Origin of the sequence: Amycolatopsis sp. VS8301801F10, from assembly GCF_046195355.1 — a bacterium.
Classification (GTDB): domain Bacteria; phylum Actinomycetota; class Actinomycetes; order Mycobacteriales; family Pseudonocardiaceae; genus Amycolatopsis.
In genome coordinates this window covers 8788381-8806335 of sequence record NZ_CP176065.1, presented here as the reverse complement: position 1 = coordinate 8806335, position 17955 = coordinate 8788381, and the positions used below count along the sequence as shown (strand labels likewise).

The 17955-nt window shown below is 71.0% G+C and carries 14 protein-coding genes; 10 read left to right on the top strand and 4 right to left on the bottom strand.

From position 1 onward, the window contains the following. The first annotated feature begins 38 nt into the window (after positions 1–38). From F9C11_RS40350 to F9C11_RS40340, 3 genes are all read left to right on the top strand, one after another. Positions 39–1409 (top strand): PLP-dependent aminotransferase family protein, encoded by a 1371-nt coding sequence (locus F9C11_RS40350; RefSeq protein ID WP_409182585.1) that lies wholly within the window; start codon positions 39–41, stop codon positions 1407–1409. Positions 1410–1507: 98 nt separating this feature from the next. Further along, positions 1508–2605 (top strand): D-alanine--D-alanine ligase family protein, encoded by a 1098-nt coding sequence (locus F9C11_RS40345; RefSeq protein ID WP_409182584.1) that lies wholly within the window; start codon positions 1508–1510, stop codon positions 2603–2605. A gap of 223 nt (positions 2606–2828) precedes the next feature. Next, on the top strand, positions 2829–4169 hold the full coding sequence (locus F9C11_RS40340) for an MFS transporter (RefSeq protein WP_409182583.1): 1341 nt from the start codon (positions 2829–2831) through the stop codon (positions 4167–4169). Here F9C11_RS40340 and F9C11_RS40335 read toward each other — a convergent pair. Then, complete coding sequence (locus tag F9C11_RS40335) at positions 4150–4689, bottom strand: DUF3515 domain-containing protein (protein WP_409182582.1); 540 nt, start codon at positions 4687–4689, stop codon at positions 4150–4152. The genes F9C11_RS40340 and F9C11_RS40335 overlap by 20 nt on opposite strands. A 19-nt stretch (positions 4690–4708) precedes the next feature. Then, the gene (locus F9C11_RS40330) at positions 4709–4942 is read right to left on the bottom strand and encodes an Lrp/AsnC ligand binding domain-containing protein (RefSeq protein ID WP_009074118.1); all 234 of its coding nucleotides are present in this window, start codon (positions 4940–4942) and stop codon (positions 4709–4711) included. A gap of 137 nt (positions 4943–5079) precedes the next feature. Here F9C11_RS40330 and F9C11_RS40325 point away from each other — a divergent pair, with 137 nt between their 5' ends. The 5 genes from F9C11_RS40325 (at position 5080) to F9C11_RS40305 (ending at position 8657) form a co-directional block, all read left to right on the top strand. Further along, positions 5080–6039, top strand: coding sequence for a thiamine-phosphate kinase (locus tag F9C11_RS40325; protein WP_409182581.1), 960 nt, complete (start codon positions 5080–5082; stop codon positions 6037–6039). Positions 6040–6059: 20 nt separating this feature from the next. Further along, positions 6060–6542, top strand: a complete 483-nt coding sequence (locus tag F9C11_RS40320) for a GNAT family N-acetyltransferase (RefSeq protein ID WP_409182580.1) — start codon at positions 6060–6062, stop codon at positions 6540–6542. A gap of 13 nt (positions 6543–6555) precedes the next feature. Then, the gene (locus F9C11_RS40315) at positions 6556–7086 is read left to right on the top strand and encodes a gamma carbonic anhydrase family protein (RefSeq protein ID WP_409182579.1); all 531 of its coding nucleotides are present in this window, start codon (positions 6556–6558) and stop codon (positions 7084–7086) included. Between the two features lie 31 nt (positions 7087–7117). After that, a complete protein-coding gene (locus F9C11_RS40310) occupies positions 7118–7795 on the top strand; it encodes a uracil-DNA glycosylase (protein ID WP_409182578.1) in 678 nt (225 codons plus the stop codon). Positions 7796–7868: 73 nt separating this feature from the next. Continuing rightward, positions 7869–8657, top strand: a complete 789-nt coding sequence (locus tag F9C11_RS40305) for an alpha/beta fold hydrolase (RefSeq protein WP_409182577.1) — start codon at positions 7869–7871, stop codon at positions 8655–8657. 186 nt (positions 8658–8843) lie between these two features. Here F9C11_RS40305 and rpmB read toward each other — a convergent pair whose 3' ends face one another. Further along, positions 8844–9035, bottom strand: a complete 192-nt coding sequence (rpmB, locus tag F9C11_RS40300; protein WP_009074135.1) for a 50S ribosomal protein L28 — start codon at positions 9033–9035, stop codon at positions 8844–8846. 134 nt (positions 9036–9169) lie between these two features. Between rpmB and F9C11_RS40295 the strand changes: the two genes are divergently transcribed. Then, the gene (locus tag F9C11_RS40295; RefSeq protein ID WP_409182576.1) at positions 9170–10756 is read left to right on the top strand and encodes a DAK2 domain-containing protein; all 1587 of its coding nucleotides are present in this window, start codon (positions 9170–9172) and stop codon (positions 10754–10756) included. A 2-nt stretch (positions 10757–10758) separates the two neighbouring features. Next, positions 10759–12912 carry an ATP-dependent DNA helicase RecG gene (gene recG, locus F9C11_RS40290; RefSeq protein WP_409182575.1) on the top strand — a complete coding sequence of 718 codons (2154 nt, stop codon included), beginning with the start codon at positions 10759–10761 and terminating at the stop codon, positions 12910–12912. Positions 12913–12992: 80 nt separating this feature from the next. Here the strand turns inward: recG and F9C11_RS40285 are convergent, their stop codons facing one another. After that, positions 12993–17885 (bottom strand): RHS repeat-associated core domain-containing protein, encoded by a 4893-nt coding sequence (locus F9C11_RS40285; protein WP_409182574.1) that lies wholly within the window; start codon positions 17883–17885, stop codon positions 12993–12995. Between the last annotated feature and the right edge of the window lie 70 nt (positions 17886–17955).

Below are 17955 nucleotides of genomic sequence, written 5' to 3'. Positions count from 1 at the left end.
ACTTGAGAAGTCCACTTCGCTGTGAACGGAGGTCCGCCGTGTCCTACGCCGACACCGCCCTGCCGGTGAGTCTCGACCGCGAAGCGGCCACCCCGCTGGCCGTGCAGCTGGCCGACGCGCTGCGCGAAGCCGCGGCGGGCGGACACCTCCGCGGCGGCGACCGGCTGCCGTCCACGCGCGCACTGGCGGAACGGCTCGGAGTCTCGCGCACGGTCACTTCCGCTGCGTACGAGCAACTTCACGCCGAAGGCTGGATCGCCGGCCGGCACGGTTCCGGCACCTACGTGACCACTCCGCCGACCCGCGCCGCCGCGTCCGTCACGGTGCCCGGTTCTCTGCTCGCCGAGGCCGAATCGGCTCCGCTGCTCGACCTCGCGCCGGGTACGCCGTGGGCGGGCGGGCTCGATCGCGCGGCCTGGCGGCGGGCGTGGCGTGCGGCCGCCGATCCGGAGCCGCTCACGCGCGCGCACCGCGCCGGGTTGCCGGAATACCGCGCGACTGTGTCGGAACACCTGCTGCGCCACCGCGGTCTGGCCGCGGGCTCGGTGCTGGCGACCGGCGGGACGACCGCGGCGGTCGTGGAACTCGCCGCCGCGGTGCTGCGCCGAGGTGCGGTCGTCGCCTTCGAGGAACCGGGTTATCAACGTGCGGTGCAAGCGTTCCGGCAGGCCGGGCTCACCGTCGTGGGCGTGCCGGTGGACGAGGAAGGCCTGCGCCCGGACGCGATTCCGGCCGGAGCGCGCGCGGTTTACTGCTCGCCCGCGCACCAGTACCCGATGGGCAGCCGGATGAGCGCGGCCCGCCGCGTGCAGCTCGTGGAACGCGCTCGCGCGGAAGGCATGCTGGTCATCGAGGACGACTACGACGGCGAGCTGCGCTTCGACGTCGCCCCGCTGCCGATGCTGGCCGCGCTCGCCCCGGACGTCGTCGTGCACCTCGGGACCACCAGCAAAATCCTCACCCCGACGCTCGGCGCGGGCTGGCTCGTCGCGCCCGCCGCGGTGGCCGATTCCATTCTGGCGTACCGGGATCTCACCGGAACCCGTCCGTCGCCGGCCGGTCAGCGGGTGCTGGTCGAACTGGCCCGGACCGGCGATCTGGGCCGGCACCTGCGGAAACTGCGCCGGGAAATGGCCGAACGCCGGACGGTGCTGGTGGCCGCGCTGTCGAACGCCGGGATCCCGTTCGTCGGCGATGACGCCGGTGCGCACCTGGTCGTGCCTGCCGAGAGCGCCGAGGCCGAGGCCGAGCTGATCGCGGCGGCGGAGCGGCATTCGATCCGGCTCGACGGGCTGGCGCGGCATTTCGCGGGAACGCCGACGGTGCACGGCATCGCGCTGGGGTACGCGGGTTGTTCGCGGGAAGCGTTGATGGCCGCGGTGCCGACGCTGGTGGACCTTCTCCGCTGACCGGCTCGGCTCGGACCTCGGGCTCGCACGCCGTCCGACCAGCGCGGACACCCCCGGCGCGCGCTGCCGGCGATGCTCACCCGGTACGGTGACCGGCTATGAGCGCTGAAAAGATCCGGGTCGCGGTCGTGTTCGGTGGCCGCAGCAGCGAGCACACCATCTCGTGCCTGTCCGCGGGCAGCGTGATCTCGAACCTGGATCCGGACCGCTTCGAGGTGCTCCCGGTCGGCGTCACGCCGAGCGGCGGCTGGGTGCTCGGCACCGGCGACCCGAAGCAGCTCAGCATCCGGGGCCGCGAGCTGCCGTCGGTCGAGTCCGGCCGCGCGCTCGTGCTCGCCGGCGACCCGACCAGCCGCGAGCTGCGCACGGTCGACCCGGGCCAGGCCACCGAAGTGCTCGGCACCGTCGACGTCGTCTTCCCGGTGCTGCACGGTGCCTTCGGCGAGGACGGCACCATCCAGGGCCTGCTCGAACTCGCCGACATCCCGTACGTCGGCCCCGGCGTGTTCGCCAGCGCGGCGGCGATGGACAAGGAATATGCCAAAAAGCTGCTCGCCGCGGAGGGGCTGCCGGTCGGCACCTACGCCGCGCTGCGCCGCGGACAGTCCACTTTGGCCGAAGCGGACCGCGAACGCCTTGGCCTGCCGGTGTTCGTGAAGCCCTCGCGCGCCGGTTCGTCGGTCGGCATCTCGCGCGTCGCCGACTGGGCCGGCCTGGACGCCGCGATCCAACTGGCCCGGCGCACCGACCCGAAGGTGCTCGTCGAGGCCGCGGTGCGCGGGCGCGAGGTCGAATGCGGCGTGCTGGAATTCCCGGACGGCCGCGTCGAGGCGTCGCTCCCGGCGGAGATCCGGGTGCTCGCCGAGGGCGAGGACGCCTGGTACGACTTCGAAACCAAGTACCTCGGCGAGGACGCCGAACTGGACATCCCGGCCAAACTGGACGACGCGCTCGCCGACCGGCTGCGCGCGATGGCCGTCGAGGCGTTCCGCGCGCTCGACTGCCAGGGCCTGGCCCGCGTCGACTTCTTCGTGACCGAGGAGGGCGACCTGGTGATCAACGAGGTCAACACGATGCCCGGGTTCACCACGAAGTCCGCCTACCCGAAGATGTGGGAGGTGACCGGGGTGGACTACCCGACGCTGCTGTCGACCCTGATCGACACCGCGCTCGCCCGGGGCACCGGCCTGCGCTGATCGACCGGGTCCGCGGCTTCTCCAGACTGCGCACGCCGCCTGCCCTGAAAACGAACCTGCTCGCCGCGTCGGCGCTGGTCACTGCTCTGCTCGACCGGCGATCGAGGACCGGCATGACGCCGCCCGCGGCCGGTTGCTGAGCGAAGTTCTCGGCGCCGCTCGCGTGTGCTTACGATGCCCGTCGAACAAGCCCAGCAGGTCCCCGTCGTAAGGAAAACAGCGCGTGCAGATCGCTTCCCGGCTCGACCGGCTCCCAGTCACCCGGCGGCACCGGTACTTCGTCGGCGTGGTCGGCATCGCCACCTTTTTCGACCTCTACGACCTGTTCCTCGCCGCGACCATCAGCACCGTCCTCACCAAGGAGTTCGGTGTCACCCCGACGACGCTGAAGTACGTCCTGGCGTCGGCGTTCGTCGGCGCGTTCGTGGGCGCGGTGTTCCTCGGCAGGCTGGCCGACCGGCTCGGCCGGCGCCGCGCGTTCCTGCTCACCCTGGGCCTGTACTCGGTGTTCACCCTGCTCGGCGCGTTCAGCACCGACGTGTGGATGCTGGTGATCTGCCGCTTCATCGCCGGGATCGGCATCGGCGCGGAACTGCCGGTCGCCGACGCCTATCTCGCCGACCTGCTCCCCGCCCGCGCTCGCGGTCGCGCGACCGCCTGGGCCTACACGATCGGCTTCTGCGGCGTCCCCGCCGCCGGATTCCTCGCCCGCGCGCTCGTCGGCCACGCGCCGCTCGGCATCGACGGCTGGCGCTGGCTGTTCGTGATCGGCGCGCTGGGCGCGGCGATCGTCTGGGCGCTGCGGTTCACGCTGCCGGAATCGCCGCGTTGGCTTGCCGCGCAAGGAAGAATCGGCGAAGCGGACGAGATCGTGCGCAAGCTCGAAGCGAGCGCGCCGCAGCCGTTGCCCGAACCGGAGCCGGAACCGCCCGCGCCCGAACCGGTTCGCGCGTCGGCGTTGCTGCGTCCGCCGTGGTTCCGGCGCACGGCGATGCTGTACGTGTTCCAGCTGCTGCAGGCGTTCGGCTACTACGGTTTCGGTTCGCTGGTGCCGATTGTGCTGGCGGCCAAGGGTTTCGGCCTGGTCAGCTCGCTGACCTTCGCCGCGCTCACCTTCCTCGGCTATCCGATCGGCTCGGCGCTGTCCATCCCGATCATCGAACGGCTGGAACGCAAGTGGCTGATCGTCGCGAGCGCGGCGGCGATGGCGGTGTTCGGCCTTGCCTTCGGCTACGCGACTTCCGGCGTGCTGATCGCGGTGTTCGGCTTCTGCTACACCGCCGTCAGCAACGTCTTCTCCAACGCCTTCCACACCTACCAGGGCGAGCTGTTCCCGACGTCGCTGCGCGGCACCGCGGCCGGTTCGGCCTACGCGCTGTCGCGGCTGGCGACGGCCGCGATGCCGTTCGTGCTGCTGCCGATCCTGCATTCGGCGGGCGCGACGACGATGTTCGCCGTGGTCGCGGGCGCGATGGTGCTGCTGATGATCGACGTGGCCGTGCTCGGCCCGCGCACCACCGGCGAATCGCTGGAAACGATCGCGGCTAGAACGTCAAAGGCTTGACCGGCAGCTTCGCCGAGATCGCGTCCGAAATGGCCTGCAGCGGACCGGTGCCCGCGCTCGCCGGGACGGTCAGCGCCACGTACACCGGCCGGTCGACCGCGTACCAGGTGGCCGAGCCGCCCTGCTCGATCTGCAGCCACTGCACCTTGTTGACCACCCGCAGCTGCGCGGTCCGGGTCAGCTCCGGCGGGCGTTCGAGGCCGCAGCGCAGCACGACCGGATCCGGTTCGCCCCACGCGACGGTGGCCTTCGGCGCGGGCTCGGCGAGCGTGCGCGGCGAGAGTTCCTTGCCGTTCGACGTGAGCGTGCCCGGGACCCCGGCGATCAGCTTCGCGCAGTCCGGCGACCCGGCCCGCGGCGCGGGTACGGACACGAGCGCGAGCGGCTGGTTCTGCTCGGGCTGCCCGGAGGAGTTCTTCGTCAGCGCGACGACCGCGACCGCGACCGCCAGCGCGGCCACGAGCAACGACGCGGTGACGAGGACGACCTTCGGCGGGGCCCCGGTGTCGGTGTCTGCCACCGGCTCAGTGGACCACGGCTCAGAGATGCACGACCGGGCAGGTCAGCGTGCGCGTGATCCCTTCCACGTTCTGCACGCGGGCGACCACGAGCTGGCCGAGCTGGTCCACAGTGTCCGCGGCGGCGCGCACGATCACGTCGTACGGGCCGGTGACGTCCTCGGAGCTGGTCACGCCCGGGACCCCGGCGATCTCCGCAGCCACCGCGGCCGCCTTGCCGACCTCGGTCTGGATGAGGATGTATGCGTGGACCACGGCGTGCCCTTTCGTCGGTGGCGATCGAGTCGAGGTAGGAACGGTGTAGGCAACGTAGCGCCAGCCCTGGGAAAAACCTAGGGGATCCGATTGTCGGTGGCCGATCCGACACAGGCGAGGGAAACAGGAGGTGACCGGTGTCACCGGACGAGCACTCGGTGGCCGCGACAGGCGAGTTCGGCCTGATCCGGCGGGTCACCGAAGGACGCGCGCAGCCGCCGTCGACGCTGCTGGGCCCGGGCGACGACGCGGCGGTTCTGGCCGCGCCGGACGGCCGCGTGGTCGTGACGACCGACGTGCTGGTCCATGGCGTGCACTTCCGGCTCGACTGGTCGAGCCCGGAGCAGGTCGGGCGCAAGGCGGTCGCGGTGAATCTGTCCGACGTCGCGGCGATGGGGGCGAAGCCGACTTCGGTGGTCGTCGGGATCGCGTGCCCGGCGGACACTCCGGCGCAGGTCGTGACCGAGATCATGGACGGCATGTGGGCCGAGGCGGGTTCGGCCGGGATCGGAGTGTCCGGCGGGGACCTGGTGAGCGCGGACCAGCTCGTGCTCAGCGTCACCGCATTGGGCGACCTCGAAGACCGCGAACCGGTGACCCGGTCCGGCGCGCGTCCCGGCGACGTGCTCGCGGTGTGCGGACGGCTCGGCTGGGCCGCGGCCGGGCTCGCGGTGCTGCGCCGCGGCTTCCGGTCGCCGGTCGGCGTGGTGAACGCGCAACGCTGCCCGGAACCGCCGTACGCGGCCGGTCCGCAGGCCGCGCTCGCCGGCGCGACGGCGATGATGGACATCTCGGACGGCTTGCTCGCCGATCTCGCGCACCTGGCCGCGGCTTCCGAGGTCGGGCTCGACGTGCAGACCGCGCTGCTCGAGGTGCCGACGCGGCTGAAGGAGGTCGGCAGCGCGCTCGGCGCGGATCCGCTGCAGTGGGTGCTGACCGGCGGCGAGGACCACGCGCTGGTCGCGACGTTCCCGCCGTTCGACGACCTGCCGGACGGCTGGCGCAAGATCGGCGTGGTCACCATGCCCGGCTCCGGGGTCACTGTGGACGGACGGGAGTACGACCAGCAGGGCGGCTGGGAGCACTGGCAGCAGTGATCCTTCATTAGGCTGGCACCGTGGACATCCGTGTCGTGGCCTTCGACCATCCCGACGCCGCCAAGCTGATGGCCGAGGTGCAGCTGGAGTACGTGCGCCGCTACGGCTCCGAGGACGAGACCCCGATGGACCCCGCGGAGTTCGCGCCGCCGCGGGGCCTGTTCCTGGTCGGCTACCTGGACGACGTGCCGGTGGCGTCCGGCGCGTGGCGCGCGCACGACGGTCCCGAGCCGACGTTCCGGCCCGGCGACGTCGAGCTGAAACGGATGTACGTGGTCGAATCCGCGCGGGGCCGCGGTTTCGCCCGCGCGATGCTCGCCGAACTGGAACGCACCGCGGTCGCCGCCGGACGGCGCCGGGTGGTCCTGGAGACGGGCACCGAGCAGCCGGAGGCGATCGCCCTCTACCGTTCGTCGGGCTATGCCGAGATCCCGGCTTTCGGTTATTACGGCGATCTGTCCGAAAGCCGGTATTACGGCAAGGATCTCGCGCCCGACTACTGACCCGGAGGCGGCATTGGCCATCTACGCGCTCGGCGACCTGGTCCCGACGATCCACCCGGACGCCTACGTCCATCCCGACGCCACCGTGATCGGCGACGTCCGGATCGGCGCGCGCGCCTCGGTCTGGCCGCAGACGGTGCTGCGCGGCGACCACGGGTACATCGAGATCGGCGACCGCTCGAACGTGCAGGACGGCTGCGTCATCCACTGCACCGCGCGGCATCCGACGATCCTCGGCCCGTCGTCGGCGGTCGGGCATTCGGTGCACATCGAGGGCGCGAAGATCGGCACCGGCTGCCTCATCGCGTCCGGTTCGGTGGTGCTGAACGGAAGCGTGATCGAGGACGGCGGGATGGTCGGCGCGGGCGCGGTGCTGTCGTACGAATCGACGGTCGGCACCGGCGAGATCGCACTGGGAGTTCCGGCGAAAACGCGGCCGAACAAGTCGTTTTCGGAAGACCAGATCGCCGCGGTGGTGGATTCCTATGTCCGGCGCGGAGCCCGCTTCCGGGCCGAGTTGCGCAGGCTGGACCCGCCACAGTGACGCCCGGCACGTGGCGCTAGGCTCGCGGGCCGTGACTGGACGACCGCTGGACGAAATCGTCGAAGCCGGCTGGGCGAAAGCCCTTGAGCCGGTGGCCGCACAGGTCGCCGCGATGGGGGAGTTCCTCCGCGCCGAGATCGCCGCGGGCCGCACTTATCTTCCCGCGGGCGAGCACGTGCTGCGCGCGTTCAAGCAGCCGTTCGACGACGTCCGCGTGCTCATCGTCGGCCAGGACCCGTACCCGACCCCCGGGCACGCGGTCGGGCTGAGCTTCTCGGTGGCCCCGGACGTGCGGCCGATCCCGAAGAGCCTGATCAACATCTACCAGGAGTACTGCGAGGATCTGGGCCACCCGACTCCGTCCAACGGCGATCTGACGCCGTGGGCGGAGCGCGGCGTGCTGCTGCTGAACCGGTCGCTCACCGTGCAGCCGTACAAGTCCAACTCGCACCAGGGCAAGGGCTGGGAGCAGGTCACCGAGCAGGCGATCAAGGCGCTCGCCGCGCGCGGCGGCCCGCTGGTGGCGATCCTGTGGGGCCGCAACGCGCGGAACCTGCGGCCGATGCTCGGCGACGTGCCGTGCATCGAATCGGCGCATCCGAGCCCGCTGTCGGCGCGCAACGGGTTCTTCGGGTCGCGTCCGTTCAGCCGGGCGAACCAGCTTCTGGTCCAGCAGGGCGCGGAACCGCTCGACTGGAAACTTCCCTGACGCGGCGTGTCCCGTTCCGGCGGCCGGTTCCGACCACCAGGGTAAGCACCGGCTGAAACCCTGGAGGAAAACCATGACCGCCACCGTCACGTCCGCCGACGGCACCCCGATCGCCTTCGACACCTACGGCTCGGGCTCGCCGGTGCTGCTGGTCGGCGGCGCGGTGAACGACCGGACGACCGTCGCCGGGCTCGCCTCGGTGCTCGCCGACGCCGGTTTCACCGCGATCGCCTACGACCGGCGAGGCCGCGGCGACAGCGGCGACGCGCAGGTCTACGCGGTCGAGCGCGAGATCGACGACCTGGAAGTGCTGATCGAGGCCGTCGGCGGCTCGGCCGCGGTGTTCGGGCACTCGTCCGGCGCGATCCTGGCCCTGGAAGCGGCGGCGCGCGGCCTGCCGATCACGAAGGCGGCGGTGTACGAACCGCCGTTCGTCGTCGGCGACCGCCCGCGTCCCGCCGAAGACCTGGTGGACCGGGTCAGCGCCCGGCTCGCCGACGACGACCGGGACGGCGCGGTCGAGCTGTTCCTGGTCGAGGGCACCGGGACGCCGAAGGAGATCGTGGAGTCGATGAAGGCCGCGCCGGTGTGGGGCTGGTTCGTCGGCTTGGCGCACACCCTGCCGTACGACCTGACCGTCTGCGGCCGCGGCAACCACCTGCCGACGGACCGGCTGGCGGCGATCACCGTCCCGGTGCTGTCCCTGTCCGGCGGCGCTGGGGAGGCGTGGATGACGTCGTCGGCGAAGGCCGTCGCGGCCGCGGTCGGGCACGGGCGGTGGGAGGAGATTCCCGGGCAGGATCACGGGGTGCTGAACGCGCCGGAGACCCTGCGCGGGGTGCTGGCGGACTTCCTGAGGTGACGAAAAAGGGGCGGGTGCCGAAGCACCCGCCCCTTTTCCTGCAGCTTTACCCCGAAGGTGACCCCACGCGGGGGTCCAGGGGGCTTGCCCCCTGGCGGGGGCCCGGGGGTTCGACCCCCGGAAGACACGTAGCGACAAAAAATGGCGAGTGCTCTCCACGAGCACTCGCCATCCTTCACGTTGTCGCTACCCGCGGACGACCTTGCCAGCCTTGATGCACGAGGTGCAGGCGTTGAGCCGCTTGCGCTGGGACACGCCGACCTTCGCGTGCACAACCTGGATGTTCGGGTTCCACCGGCGGTTGGTACGCCGGTGGGAGTGCGAGACCGACTTGCCGAAGCCGGGTCCCTTGCCACAGACGTCGCACACGGCAGCCACGTCGAACTCCTCTGGATATGGGACAAAGAATGCGCGCCCGAACGGGCCGGGCAACTCGACCATAGTAACGAGTGGTCTCCGGGGCCTTGCCGCGGGGTCGTTACCCTCGCGGGGACCGGCTAGGAGGTTACGGGGTGCGGGTGCTGGACGCGGCGGCGGTGCGGGGCTGGGCGGCGGCTTCGGTGCGCAGCTTGGACAGGCTGCGCGGGGCGATCGACGGCATCAACGTCTACCCGGTCGCGGACTCCGACACCGGCTCCAACCTGCTGTACACGATGACCGGCGCGCACGAGGCGCTCGCCGCGGCGGAACCGGACGGCGCGGCCGAGGCGCTGGCCGCATTGGCACGCGGGGCGGTGGCGCACGCGCGGGGCAATTCGGGCGTGATCCTCTCCCAGGTCATGCGGGGGATGGCCGACTGGGCGGCCGCCGGCGGGGACCTCGACGGGGCTGGTCTCGCCGCCGCGCTCGGGCAGGCGGACCAGGCCGCCACGGGCGCGGTCAGCAGGCCGGTCGCCGGGACGATGCTGACCGTCCTGCACACCGTGGCCGCCGCCGTCCGGGGCTCGACGCGGACGTTGCCCGAGGTCGCGCGCGAGGTCGTCACGGTGGCTGCGGCGGCTTTGGAGGAGACGCCCAAGCAGCTTCCCGCGCTGGCCAAGGCGGGGGTCGTCGACGCGGGAGGCCGCGGTCTGGTCGCGGTGCTCGACGCGCTGGCCGGCGTGATCACGGGCGAACCCGTGGACCCCGGGCACGACCTGAAGGCGGTCGCTTCGCTGCCGGAGCCGGCGCCGTACGCGTGGGAGGTCATGTACTTGCTGGACGAGATCGACGAAGCCCGCCTGCCCGCGTTGCGGAAGGAGCTGAGCGGCTTCGGCGACAGCGTGACCGTGGCCGGCGACGGTTCGGGCAGCCACGCGGTGCACGTCCATTGCGCGGACATCGGCGCGGCGATCGAAGCCGGGCTGCAGCTGGGCCGGCCGCGGAAGATCCGCGTCGAACCGCTGCGCACGCCGACGCCGATCGAACCCGGAGGCGGCCTCGACCGGTCCGTGGTCGCGGTGGTGCGCGGCGGCGGGCTCGCCGAACTGCTGCGGGCCGAGGGCGTCGCGGTGCTGGCGGTGCCCGACGGCGAACTCCCCAGCGTCGAGGACATGATCGGGCTGTTCAACGAGGCGGCCGGACAGCATCTCAGCGTCCTGCCGGGCGGACCGGACCTCACCGCGGCCGCCGACGCCGCGGCCGGGCATCCGATGGCGGGCGAGCGCGACGTCGTGGTCATCCCGTGCGCGTCGCCGGTGCAGGTGCTGGCCGCGCTCGCGGTGCACGACAGCGGCCGCCGGGTCAACGACGACGTCGTCGCGATGGCCGAGGCGGCCGCCGCGACCAGGCGTGGCGAGCTGCGGATCGCGCACGAGGAGTCGCTAACCTGGGTGGGCCGGGCCCAGTCCGGCGACGTGATCGGCCTGGTCGACGACGAGGTGGTGCTGATCGAGCCCGCCCCGGCGTCGGCGACGAATCTCGTCGCGGCCGCGGTCAGCGTGCTGAACCGGATGCTGGCGCTCGGCGGCGAGCTGGTCACCGTGCTGAGCGGGGCGGACGCACCGCCGAGGGTGGCCGCCGAACTCGCCGAGCAACTGCGGCTGGAACACCCCGAGGTGGAGTTGACGAGTTACGCCGGCGGGCAAAGCGACGCTGTGCTGCTGATGGGGGTCGAATAATCATGGCCGGGCTTCGCGACAAGCTCCCGCTTCTGCTGGGCGCGAAAACGGCGAAGGCGTTGTCGACCGCGCTCGGCATCGAGACGGTTTCCGATCTGCTGCGCCATTATCCGCGCCGGTACGCCGAACGCGGCGAGCTGACCGACATCGCCGGACTGGAACTGGGCGAGCACGCGACCGTGCTGGCGCGGATCGAGAAGATCAGCAAGCGCCGGATGAAATCCCGCAACGGCACCATCCTCGACATGGTGATCACCGACGGCAAGCGGCGGCTCGCGTGCGCGTTCTTCAACCAGACGTGGCGCGAGAAGGAGCTGGTCCCCGGCAAAACCGGCCTGTTCGCGGGCAAGGTCACCGCGTTCCGGGACACGCTGCAGCTGGCCAACCCGGAGTACGAACTGCTCGACGCCGAACGCGAGGCCGAGGCGGTCGACAACTTCCTCGCCGAGATCATCCCGGTCTACCCGGCGGCGCAAGGCATGCCGACGTGGTCGATCGCCAAATGCGTGCGGCAGGTGCTGGACGTGCTGGAGGTCGGCGAGGACCCGATGCCCGAGGAACTGCGCAAGCGGCACGGATTGCCCGGCCTCGAGCGCGCGCTGCGCGGCATTCACCGTCCGGAGGACTGGGCGCACCTGGAGTCGTCGCGGCACCGGCTCAAGTGGGACGAAGCGATGGCCGTGCAGCTGATTTTCGCGCAGCGGCGGCATTCCGCGGTGTCGCGTCCGGCGAAGGCGAGCCCGCACGTCGACGGCGGCCTGCTCGACGCGTTCGACAAGCGGCTGCCGTTCGACCTCACCGCGGGCCAGCGCGCGATCGGCGACGAGATCGCGGCCGACCTGTCGACCGAGCATCCGATGAACCGGTTGCTGCAGGGCGAGGTCGGTTCCGGCAAGACGGTGGTCGCGCTGCGGGCGATGCTGCAGATCGTCGATTCCGGGCGGCAGGCGGCGATGCTCGCGCCCACCGAGGTGCTGGCCGCGCAGCACGCGCGCTCACTGCGCGAAATGCTCGGCGACCTCGGCATGGCGGGCGAGCTGGGCGCGGCCGAGAAAGCCACCCGGATCACGCTGCTCACCGGGTCGATGGGCGCGAAGGAACGCAAGAAAGCGTTGCTGGAGACGGTAAGCGGCGAGGCGGGCATCGTCGTCGGCACGCACGCGCTGATCCAGGACACCGTGCAGTTCGCCGATCTCGGGCTCGTGGTCGTGGACGAACAGCACCGGTTCGGCGTGGAGCAACGGGACGCGCTGCGCTCCCGCGGGGCCGATTCGACGAGTCCGCACGTGCTGGTCATGACGGCGACGCCGATCCCGCGCACGGTCGCCATGACGGTCTACGGCGACCTGGAAATCTCGGCGCTGCGCGAAATGCCGGTCGGCCGCTCGCCGATCAAGACGACGGTCGTGCCGGTCGCGGAGAAACCGGCGTGGTTCGACCGGGTGTGGCAGCGGGTCCGCGAGGAGGTCGGCAAGGGACACCAGGCGTACGTCGTGTGCCCGCGGATCGGCGACGAACCTCCGTCGGACAAGAGCGACAAACGCCCGCCGCTCGCGGTGCTGGACGTCGCGCCGGACCTCGCCAACGGCGCGTTGAAGGGGTTGAAGATCGCCGCGCTGCACGGCCGGATGCCGACCGACGAGAAGGACGCCGTCATGCGGGCGTTCGGCGCGGGGAAGATCGAGGTGCTGGTCGCGACGACGGTGGTCGAGGTCGGCGTGAACGTCCCCAACGCGACGGCGATGGTCATCCTCGACGCCGACCGCTTCGGCGTGAGCCAGCTGCACCAGCTGCGCGGCCGCGTCGGGCGGGGGAGCGTGCCCGGATTGTGCTTGCTGGTCACGGAAACCCTCGACGGCACGTCCACGCGCGAACGGCTGGCCGCGGTCGAGTCCACCACGGACGGGTTCGAACTGTCCCGGTTGGACTTGGAGCTGCGCCGCGAGGGCGACATCCTCGGCGCGGCCCAGTCGGGCAAGCGGTCCGGGCTGAAGCTGCTGTCGCTGCTGCGCGACGAGGACCTGATCACTGAGGCGCGGGCACAGGCGCAGGAGCTGGTGGCGGGCGATCCGGAGCTGGCTTCCCTGCCGGGCCTGGCGCAGATGGTGGCCGACGTGGTCGACCTGGAGCGGGCGGAGTACCTGGAGAAGAGCTGACGCGCTGGTTTCGGCTGAGGCGTGGCCCGGGGGTTTCCGGGCCACGCCTTTTGCTTGGTGGCGGCGGGTTTCGCGGTGCGTCAGGCGTCGTAGAGGTCGTCGTCGGAGTCGTAGCCGCGATTCCTGCGGCCGCTGCTGCCGCCTCCGTAACTGCCGCCGTAGCTCCCGCCATGGCTGCTGCTGCCGTAGCTGCCTCCGTAACTGCCGCCGCCGGAGGACCGGCTCGGTTTCGGCGGCACCAGATCCCAGTCGTGTTCCGGATTGCCCACGTAGCCGGATTGGTTCTTGTCCCAGTAGACCCGGTTGGAGTTCGACGGGTCCGGGGCCTTGAACCTGGGCTCCTGGGATCCGCTCGCGGCGGAGGCTTTCGCCGGTTCGAGGTGCTTGAAGATCCGGACGTCGGAGTTGTGCGCGAAGTTCTGCGCGGGAGTCTGGTGAATGCCGGTCTGGTTGAAGTGGGTTCCGGCCGACGGGTTGTGGCCCATCACGACATTGCTGTGGCTGCGGACGATGCCGGTGGGATTGCCCAGGTAGTCGTACGTCTGGTAGCGCCGCCTCGGGTCCATGTACCACTTCGTGTCCTCGCCGCGCCTGCGGAACGTCGGCGGCGGCGAAACCGCGTGCTGCTCGAACAGCGGCCGCATCTTGGAATGCCGGTGCGACAGGTTCTTGTAGCCGTAGTGCTCGCGCCTGCGCGCGCCGGCCGCGATGGTCGGCGGCCCCTCCTGGTAGACCCGGCCGCCGGGGGACCGCACCCGCCGCTCCCCGCTCGGGCCGGGGCTGGGCGTGCGCAGGCGGCTCCGGCCGCGCTGGGAACCGCCGCCGGGGCCCTGCCCGCCGCCGAGGCCGCGGGAGGTGTTGCAGGACCCGCCGACGAGGCCGAGCGGGTCGACCGAGACGTGCGGGTTGCTGACGTAGGCGTGCGGGTCCAGCCCGCCGCCGAGGCCGAGCGGGTCCGGGCTGAGGTAGCGGGCGAGCACCGGGTCGTAGTACCGGTGGAAGTTGTAGTGCAGCCCGGTTTCCTCGTCGAAATACTGGCCCTGGAAGCGGAGCGGGATCCCGGTTTCCCCGGACTCGGCGACCACCACGCCGAACAGGCTGCTGCGGGCCTGCCAGACGATCTCGCCGCGTTCGTCGAGCAGTTCGGTCGGCGTGCCGGACGGTTCGGCAACGATGGCGAAGAACTGCTCGTCGACGCGGTGCTGGTCCGCGGAACCGGTGCGCCGGCGCTGCAGCAGCGGCACGAAGGAATCCGGTTCGTAGTCCCACACCGTGGTTTCGGCGGTGTTCGGGCCGGACCTGGTCGCCTCGGCCAGTGTTTCGCCGTCCCAGGCGAAGTCGACGCGTTCGAGCAGCGTCCTCCGGTCGGCGGCGAAGTGTTCCTTGCGGATCCGGCGGCCGAGCGGGTCGTAGGTGTAGCGCCAGGCCGTGCCGTCCGGGACCTCGACCGCGACGAGCCGGTTCAGCGGACCCCAGGCGTAGGTCCAGGTCCGGCCGTCCTCGTGCCGCCGGGTGCGCATCCGGCCGGCCTGGTCGTAGGTGTAGCGGACGCCGCCGGCTTCGGTGATCACCGAAGCGGGTCCGGCCCGCCTGCCGCGCCGGTCCTCGTCCTCGGGCGCGGGCCAGTCGGCGTCGACGAGCCGTCCGGTCGGATCGTAGGCGTACTGCTCGTTCCAGCCCCTGGCGCGCACCGAGATCACCCGGCCCCGGACGTCCATCGCGAGCCAGCGCGATCCGGCCGTGCGGTCGTCGATCCGGTCGGGGAGGCCGTCGGGTCGGTAATGGTACTGCCGGTCCTGGCCGAATTCGCCGCTCGCGGACCGCACCGCCTGCCGGGCGAGCCGTCCGGCAGGGGTCCAGGAGCGGACGATCGCCGCGTCCTGGCCGAACGCGCGGAGGGTTTCGCGGCCCGCCCGGTCGTACTCGAACCGGGTGGTCCGGCCCGCGGCCCGCACCGCGGCCGGGACTCCGGCTTCGCGGTATTCCCAGACGCTTTCCGCTCCGGACGGCGTCTGCCGCCGGGTCTGGTTGCCGGAGGAGTCGAATTCGGAGCGGACGGTGCGGCCGTTGACCGTTTCGCCGACGATCCGGCCGGCCGCGTCCCGGGCGTACTCGATGCGGGTCGTCCCGTCGTCGAGAGCGACGAGTTCGCCGAGGACGTCGTACTCGAAGCGGGTGCGCAGGGTCCCGGACGGTCCTTCGACGATCTCCTCGGCGATGTTGCCGCGCACGTCGCGGAGCAGGGTGACGACCTCGCCCGCCTCGTTGCGGATTTCGGTCAGCTCGCCGGCGGCGTTGTAGCCGTAGGACGTGGAAGCGCCGCCGAAGTCGGTCTCGCGGGAGAGGTTGCCGGCCAGGTCGTATTCGTAGCGCCAGACCTGGCCCTGTTCGTTGGTCACCGCGGTGAGCCGGAGTTCGGTGTCGTAGGAGTATTCGAGCCGGGTGCCGTCCGGCCGGATCTCGGCCGAGACCAGGTCGAAGTGGGTCACCTCCCGCTGGGTGAGCGCCGAGGAGGCGTCGGAGTGCAGGCGGTTGTTGCCTTCGCCGTCGTAGCGCCATTCCTCCGTCGACCCGTCCGGCAGCCGGTGCCAGGCGAGCGCGCCGTCGACGGTGTAGCCGAATTCCTCGGTCGCGCCGTTCGGATCGACAATCGCGGAAAGCCTGCCGAAACAGTCGTAGGCATAGGCAGTCGTCGCGCCGCGGGCGTCGGTGACGGTGATCGGATTGCCCGCGTCGTCGGACACCACGGTCAGCGTCGAGCCGTTCGGATCGGTTACCGACGCGACGTGCCCCCACTCGTCGTAGGTGTAGCTGGTGACTCCGCCGCCCGGTTCGACGACGCGGGTCACGTTGCCGCGTTCGTCGTATTCCCACCGGGTTTCGACGCCCGGTGCCTCGGCCATGCGGACCGCCTGGCCGAAATCGTTGCGCTCGATGGTCAATTCCGTGCCGTCCGGCCGCTGGAGGGCGACCAGGTTGTTCATCTCGTCGTAGCGGTAGGTCCGCCGCCTGCCCAGTTCGTCGGTTTCGCCGACCAGCCGGTCCAGCGCGTCCCATTCGTAGGAGCGCGCCGCGCCCGTCGGGTCGACTTCGCGCACGACCCGGCCGGTTTCGTTCAGGTGGTAGGCACTGCGACGGCCCAGCGAATCGACGACGTGGGTGATCCGCGCGGCCAGGTCGTAGTCCATGGTGACGGTGAGGCAGTCGCCGGAGCCCTCGGTGCGCACGACCCGGCCCTCGCGGTCGTAGCGGAAGCGGTACCACTCGCCGTTGCGGTCGGTCCATTCGACGATCCGCCCGAAACTGTCGTAGGCGTAGCGGAACGGAAGGCCGGATTCGTTGACGATCTCGGTCAAATTGCCGTCGGTGTAGCCGTAACGGACCAGCGGCACCTCGTCCCCGTCGCCGGTCACCGTGGACAGCCCGGTCACGAGCCCGCCTTCGGTGGCGATCTGGATCAGGTAGCCGCCGCTGTGCCGCATCGCGACCGGCGTGCCGTGCTGGTCGCGCTGGAAGTGGATGTGCTCCTTGCCGCGGCCGCTGATCGAACGGATCGGCCGGACCGGGCCGGAGCCTCGCTCGAAGGTCAGCACCCGCTCGCTTTCGCGGTCTTCGAGGACGAACCCGCCGCCGGGTTCCTCAGCGAGATACCGCGCGGGCCCGTGCTCGGCGGCGACCCACTGGTCGCCGCGGGGGCGGGGGAACGCCTGGACGATCCCGTCCGCGCCGGCGAACCACACCTGGTCCTCGTGCACCTCGATCCGCTCGTCCAAAGTGGACACCCAAGCCGGGCCGAGCCAGCCGCCAGCGCGGAACGACGAGAAGTGCGTGCGCTCGAAGACCATCGGCAGCGCGCTGAGGAAGGTCGCGTCGGTCTCGGCCATCACCATCTGGCCGCTGGCGACGTCGATCGGATCGCCGGTGGTGCAGATGTTGTCGAGGCCGCGCGAGTTCTCGCCCTGTTTGTCGAGCGACCGGGAGCCGCCGCCGTTCCCGCCTCCGCCTGGGGCGGAACTGCCGGAGACCGACGTATGGCCGTCCTGCCCGCTGTTTTCGTGGTTGCCGTTCGTGTTGCCGGAATCGCCGTGGTGCCCGCGGGTGCCTCCGCCGGCGCTTCCGGCGCTGGAGGTATGCGTGCCCTCGTCCCCGCCGGGATGCGACCGGGCGCTGTCCCCGGATTTGACGTTGATGTCCTTCGGCTTGGGGCTAGGCTTGGTTTTGCCGCCCTTGAGCCCCTTCAACGCCTTCCCCGCGTCCGCGAACAGCGTCCCGGCCTTCTTCAGAAGCGGGATCAGCGCCTTGAGCGCCTTCACCAGCTTCGTCGTGACCTGCGTGATCTTCGAAGCCGTCTTCGCCACCGCGGAAATCACCTGCGGCACCACCCAGGCCATCCCGATCCCGAGCGTGAACACCACCTGCAACGCCCACGAAATCAAGTGCCCGACCAGATCCGCGATCGTGTCCCGAACCAACGACCGCACCGCGGCGACGATTTCCCCCGCGGTCTTCACCCCGCTCGCCGCGCCCTCGCTGCCCTTCTGCGCACTGGCGATCAACGCGGAAGTGTCCTCGGCCTTCTTGCGGTAGGCGTCGGCCGCCTCGCCCTGCCAGTCCTGCAGATCCTTCTTGACCAGCTCCGTCAGCTCCGCCGAAACGCTCTCCAGCTCCTTGGCGACATTCGTCCACGTCTCCGACTGGGACTTGATCTCGTCCGCGTTGCCGGTCAACGCGTCAAGCGCCTCCTTCAACGGCCCGACATGCTCCATCAGCCACCCGACCCCCGCGGCGAAAATCGCGCCGAACGGATCCATCACCGCGGTGAGCACATCCAGCGCGGTCCCCACCGCCCCGATCGCGACGGCCGCCCAGTTCTTGCTCTCGATCGCGGTCTTGAGGCCGGTCGCGTCCTCCAGCAACGGAACCCCGGCCATCGCCGACGTCTCCTTGACCGGTGCGATCAACGGGTTGGTCATCGGTTGTCCCATTTCCTGGTGCGCACGGGCAGGACGAAGGAGCGGAGCATGATCCGCCAATCCGACGAGG